This window comes from Erwinia typographi, from assembly GCF_000773975.1.
In the GTDB taxonomy this organism is placed as follows: domain Bacteria; phylum Pseudomonadota; class Gammaproteobacteria; order Enterobacterales; family Enterobacteriaceae; genus Erwinia; species Erwinia typographi.
Genome location: NZ_JRUQ01000113.1, coordinates 1 through 4,692 on the forward strand (window position 1 = coordinate 1; position 4,692 = coordinate 4,692).

Below are 4,692 nucleotides of genomic sequence, written 5' to 3' on the forward strand. Positions count from 1 at the left end.
GTTTTACCGTGGTCAACGTGGCCGATAGTACCAACGTTGACGTGCGGTTTGGAACGTTCAAATTTTTCTTTAGACATTGCTTGTCCCTCTAAGACACGGATAAATCGGTGATATCACCACATCAACCAGGCAGAGCCTGACTGTTGAATTTAACGTACAGAGAAAGAATCAGGGAGGGAGATTAGAAGTGGTGCTGATACCCAGAGTCGAACTGGGGACCTCACCCTTACCAAGGGTGCGCTCTACCAACTGAGCCATATCAGCACGGCTTGGAGCGGGCAGCGGGAATCGAACCCGCATCATCAGCTTGGAAGGCTGAGGTAATAGCCATTATACGATGCCCGCATCCTGGAACTCGGCTACCTGTTCTGTCTGTAGCTTTTGAACAACAAGAAGATGCCCTCTTGCTATTCGAGTCAACCCGCATATGCTTGATGACCCTGACTGCGCTTGTGCTCAGTCGAAAATCTTCCATCTGATTTAACCTTAAACGACAAGGTCGAGATGGTGGTGCGGGAAGGATTATTCGTCACTTCGTTCCTCACCCTTCGGGCCGTGCTTCGCACGTTGTCTTGCGTTGCGCGACTCGAACCTTCTGAAGGTTCTCATCCTTCCCCAGATGATTTATAGAAACCTTTCATCTGGTTTGACCTTAAACGACAAGGTCGAGATGGTGGTGGGGGAAGGATTCGAACCTTCGAAGTCGATGACGGCAGATTTACAGTCTGCTCCCTTTGGCCGCTCGGGAACCCCACCCGGGGTACTTCGTTACTTGATGGTGCCGGCTACCGGAATCGAACTGGTGACCTACTGATTACAAGTCAGTTGCTCTACCAACTGAGCTAAGCCGGCATCAAGTGGTGCGCATTTTAGGAAGACCGGCCGCCTGATGCAACAAAAAAATTGCGATAAATGTTCTTATGCCTACTATTTGCGCAAAAAAACGCAAATTATCGCCCGGCGGCAAAAAACCCGTTCAAAGATGCGTCATATTAGTGATTTTTTCACCAATGGTAGAATGAAATGATTCACAAAAATGCCGAACAATTCACTACCTGGGGCTGTTGTACGAGTAAATCGCCCTGTTCTTTTTCGCTACGACAGCTCAGAGGCCGACATTTTGTTCAGAATGCCACTGTAACATCCCCGTTAGTAGTCAGGTTCTTTGGCCGATTGCCAGCAAATTATTCAATAAATGCGGGTGCCGTTGCGTTTGCGCTCGCAGGATTTATTTTTCCTTCAGATTACTGCCCGTCTGGTGGTAACCTCCTGCCCATTGTTTTCTGAAATTTAGCTTAGTTACGTGAGCAGGAATTGGCGGTGTGTTATCCCCCACTCCTGAGGAGTCCAGTATCACGACAGGCAAATTCTTGCTGGCAGAAGCATGTTTATGAATAAAAAAGAATCCTTGCTGACCACACCCTATCTGCAATTCAACCGCGCCCAATGGGCCGCACTGCGTGATTCGGTGCCTATGACCCTGAACGAGCAGGAAATTGCTCAGTTGAAGGGTATAAATGAAGATCTCTCTCTTGAGGAAGTGGCGGAGATTTACCTGCCCCTTTCACGTCTGCTTAATTTTTACATCAGCTCTAACCTGCGGCGTCAGGCCGTACTTGAGCAGTTCCTGGGGACTAACGGCCAAAAAATCCCCTATATCATCAGCATTGCTGGCAGCGTAGCCGTAGGTAAAAGCACCACTGCTCGCGTGTTGCAGGCTCTGCTGAGCCGCTGGCCTGAGCATCGTCGGGTTGAACTGATTACCACTGACGGCTTCCTGCACCCTAATGAGGTGTTGAAGGAGCGCGGCCTGATGAAGAAGAAGGGCTTCCCGCAGTCATATGATATGCACAGGCTGGTTAATTTCGTGTCAGATTTGAAGTCCGGGGCCGATCAGGTTACCGCCCCCGTTTATTCACATCTGATATATGATGTCATTCCTGAAGGGGATAAGGTTGTGCAGCAGCCAGATATCTTGATTCTGGAAGGGCTGAACGTGCTGCAAAGCGGCATGGATTATCCACACGATCCTCATCACGTATTTGTGTCGGATTTTGTCGATTTCTCAATTTATGTCGATGCGCCGCAGAACCTGCTACAAAGCTGGTATATCAATCGCTTTCTGAAATTCCGTCAGGGGGCGTTCACCGATCCGGACTCTTATTTCCACCATTACGCCAGGCTGTCGGAAGAGGAAGCCATAGGCGTAGCCACTCAGCTTTGGGAAGAAATTAACCTGATGAATTTGAAGGAAAACATCTTACCCACCAGGGAGCGCGCCAGCCTGATAATGACGAAAAGCGTGAACCACGCCGTCGATTTAGTCAGGCTGAGGAAATAAGAGGAAATAAAATGAGGGGCAGCAGCCCCTCTTATTATTACTCCTGAGGGCGTAACGATATTTCGCCGCCTACCCAGGATTTCCGCACCCCTTCCTGTTCCAGAATCAATCCTCCCTGCTGATCGATTCCTCGCGCAATTCCCAGGATAACTCTGTCGCCAATCAGCAGCTTGACCGGGCGATTAATAAAATTATCCAGCTCGCTCCAGCGCTCAATAAACGGGGCTAATCCTTCCCGCTCAAACAGCGGCAAAGACTTACGCATATTATTTACCAGGCGAGCCGTAAGCGTATTTCGGTCAACGTTCACCCCGGCTTCCTGAAGGTTTATCCAGCCCTGGTTAACGATGCTGGCATCCGGTGTGCGCATGGCAAGGTTGATCCCCGCACCGATCACCAACTGTGCCGCATCGCCGGTTTTACCGGTTAACTCGACCAGGATACCTGCAAGTTTACGATCGTTCAGGTAAAGATCGTTGGGCCACTTCACCCGAACATCGTTGGCGCCCAATGACCGCAGCACTTCTGCAATCACAATACCAATCACCAGGCTCAGCCCCATCGCTGCCATCGGCCCCTGTTCAAGACGCCAGTACATGGAGAGATAGAGATTTGAACCAAAAGGAGAGAACCATTGCCTGCCGCGGCGACCTCTTCCGGCCTGCTGGTATTCCGCAACGCAAGCATCACCGGATTGCAGCGTATCCATTCTTTCCAGCAGATACTGGTTCGTCGAATCAATCACCGGGATCACCGCCAGCCGCCCCTGCTCAAGCTGCTCCGCAATCTTTTCTTCGTTCAGCAGCGGCATTGGCGCAGGCAGACTGTACCCTTTGCCCGTGACGGTGAAAACATCAATGCCCCAATCTTTAAGGGTCTGAATATGTTTATTGATCGCGGCACGACTCATACCGAGCCGCTCGCCCAGTTGCTCACCGGAGTGAAACTCGCCATCAGCAAGGATGCTGATTAGCGTCAATGGGACAGTATTACCTTTCATGCAATGACTCCGACGGCATCCTTTTCACCCTGAGCGCCAATAAAGCGAACCTCAGGCTCAAGCCATACGTTAAATTTAGCGCCCACGCGCTGGCGGACTTCATGCGCCAGCGCCACGATATCCCTGCCTGTTGCATTCTCTTTATTGATCAACACCAAAGCCTGCTGGAGGTGAACCGCAGCGCCACCAATGCTGTAACCTTTTAGATCGCAGCGATCGATCAACCACCCGGCTGCCAGCTTAACGCTGCCGTCAGGCTGAGCATAAAGAGGCGCATCAGGATAACTTTCAGCGATCGAAGCGGCCTGCTTGTCACTGACAATCGGATTTTTAAAGAAGCTGCCGGCGTTGCCGACTTTAGCAGGGTCGGGGAGCTTACTGCCGCGCATATGGCAGACCGCATCGAAGATTTGCTGAGGCGTAACGGTTTCAGGTGCCAGCTTAGTTAACTCGCCATAGGTCATTACCGGAACCCAGCGCTTACTGAGCACCAGCCCAACGGCCACAATCGCATAGCCTTTCTGGTAATGATGCTTGAACAGGCTATCCCGGTAGCCGAACTGGCATTGAGCAGCGGTAAGACGTATTGTTTCCCCGTCAGCAAGGTTGAGCAGGTCGACGTAATGACAGACGTCCTTCAGCTCCACACCATACGCGCCGATGTTCTGGATCGGTGCTGAACCCACGCAGCCAGGGATCATGGCCAGATTCTCCAGCCCTGGGATACCTTTATTCAAAGCATACTGCACCAGCTCATGCCAGTTCTCACCCGCCCCAACGTGCAAATACCAGCTACTTTCGCTCTCATTTGTTTCAATGCCTTTAATGCGGTTAACAATCACCGTTCCCTGGAAATCCTCCAGAAACAGCAAATTGCTCCCTTCTCCTACCAGCAGAACAGGCTCTTGCTGCCGCTGACTCAACTGCCAGGCAGCGATCATCTCGTCTGCTCCTTTTGCCACCACGATGCTGCGTGCTACAGCGTCCAGATGAAAGGTGTTGAGAGACTTTAGAGAGTGAGTCTGGTTGGGCATGGGACTGCTACCTTGCATAATTTATCTGGGCTTAGTTTACCCGATCCCTCCCGGGCTGGCAGCGGATTTTATTGAGGTGAAAGGAAAGGAGGAAGGCTTTAAACGCAAAAAGGCCACCCTTCCGGGTGGCCTTCTTACTTGTTTGATGCCTGGCAGTTGATGAACTCACGTTCACCCTCCGGGCCGTTGCTCTGCAACGTTCAGACTGCACCTCCCGGTTTGTCTGTCCTGCTATCTGAGAGTAGCGAACTGCCCCGGATAACCCGTTACTGCTTTCCGGGGATTCGGAATGACCTGAACGCAAAAAGGCCACCCTT

Annotated in this window: 3 protein-coding genes, 4 tRNA genes, 1 other RNA gene and 1 pseudogene; 1 reads left to right on the forward strand and 8 read right to left on the reverse strand. The window is 51.4% G+C overall.

Going from position 1 to position 4,692, the window contains the following annotated elements; genetic code table 11:
- From NG99_RS28715 to NG99_RS26910, 6 genes and pseudogenes are all read right to left on the reverse strand, one after another.
- Nucleotides 1–77: pseudogene (locus NG99_RS28715) on the reverse strand (GTP-binding protein); the annotation flags it as partial.
- Between the two features lie 111 nt (nucleotides 78–188).
- Nucleotides 189–264, reverse strand: a tRNA-Thr gene (locus tag NG99_RS26895).
- A 6-nt stretch (nucleotides 265–270) separates the two neighbouring features.
- Nucleotides 271–345, reverse strand: a tRNA-Gly gene (locus NG99_RS26900).
- A 160-nt stretch (nucleotides 346–505) separates the two neighbouring features.
- A non-coding RNA gene (locus NG99_RS27780) (RtT sRNA) lies at nucleotides 506–630 on the reverse strand.
- A gap of 41 nt (nucleotides 631–671) precedes the next feature.
- A tRNA-Tyr gene (locus tag NG99_RS26905) sits at nucleotides 672–756 on the reverse strand.
- 20 nt (nucleotides 757–776) lie between these two features.
- A tRNA-Thr gene (locus NG99_RS26910) sits at nucleotides 777–852 on the reverse strand.
- Between the two features lie 538 nt (nucleotides 853–1,390).
- On the opposite strand from NG99_RS26910, the gene coaA reads away from it, so the two are divergent.
- A complete protein-coding gene (gene coaA, locus NG99_RS26915) occupies nucleotides 1,391–2,341 on the forward strand; it encodes a type I pantothenate kinase (protein ID WP_034899862.1) in 951 nt (316 codons plus the stop codon).
- A gap of 37 nt (nucleotides 2,342–2,378) precedes the next feature.
- Here coaA and birA read toward each other — a convergent pair whose 3' ends face one another.
- Nucleotides 2,379–3,341: a bifunctional biotin--[acetyl-CoA-carboxylase] ligase/biotin operon repressor BirA gene (gene birA / locus NG99_RS26920; RefSeq protein WP_034899865.1), complete on the reverse strand. Its 963-nt coding sequence runs from the start codon at nucleotides 3,339–3,341 to the stop codon at nucleotides 2,379–2,381.
- Nucleotides 3,338–4,375, reverse strand: a complete 1,038-nt coding sequence (gene murB, locus NG99_RS26925) for a UDP-N-acetylmuramate dehydrogenase (RefSeq protein WP_034899867.1) — start codon at nucleotides 4,373–4,375, stop codon at nucleotides 3,338–3,340. Before murB ends, birA begins: the two co-directional genes overlap by 4 nt.
- Nucleotides 4,376–4,692 lie beyond the last annotated feature (317 nt).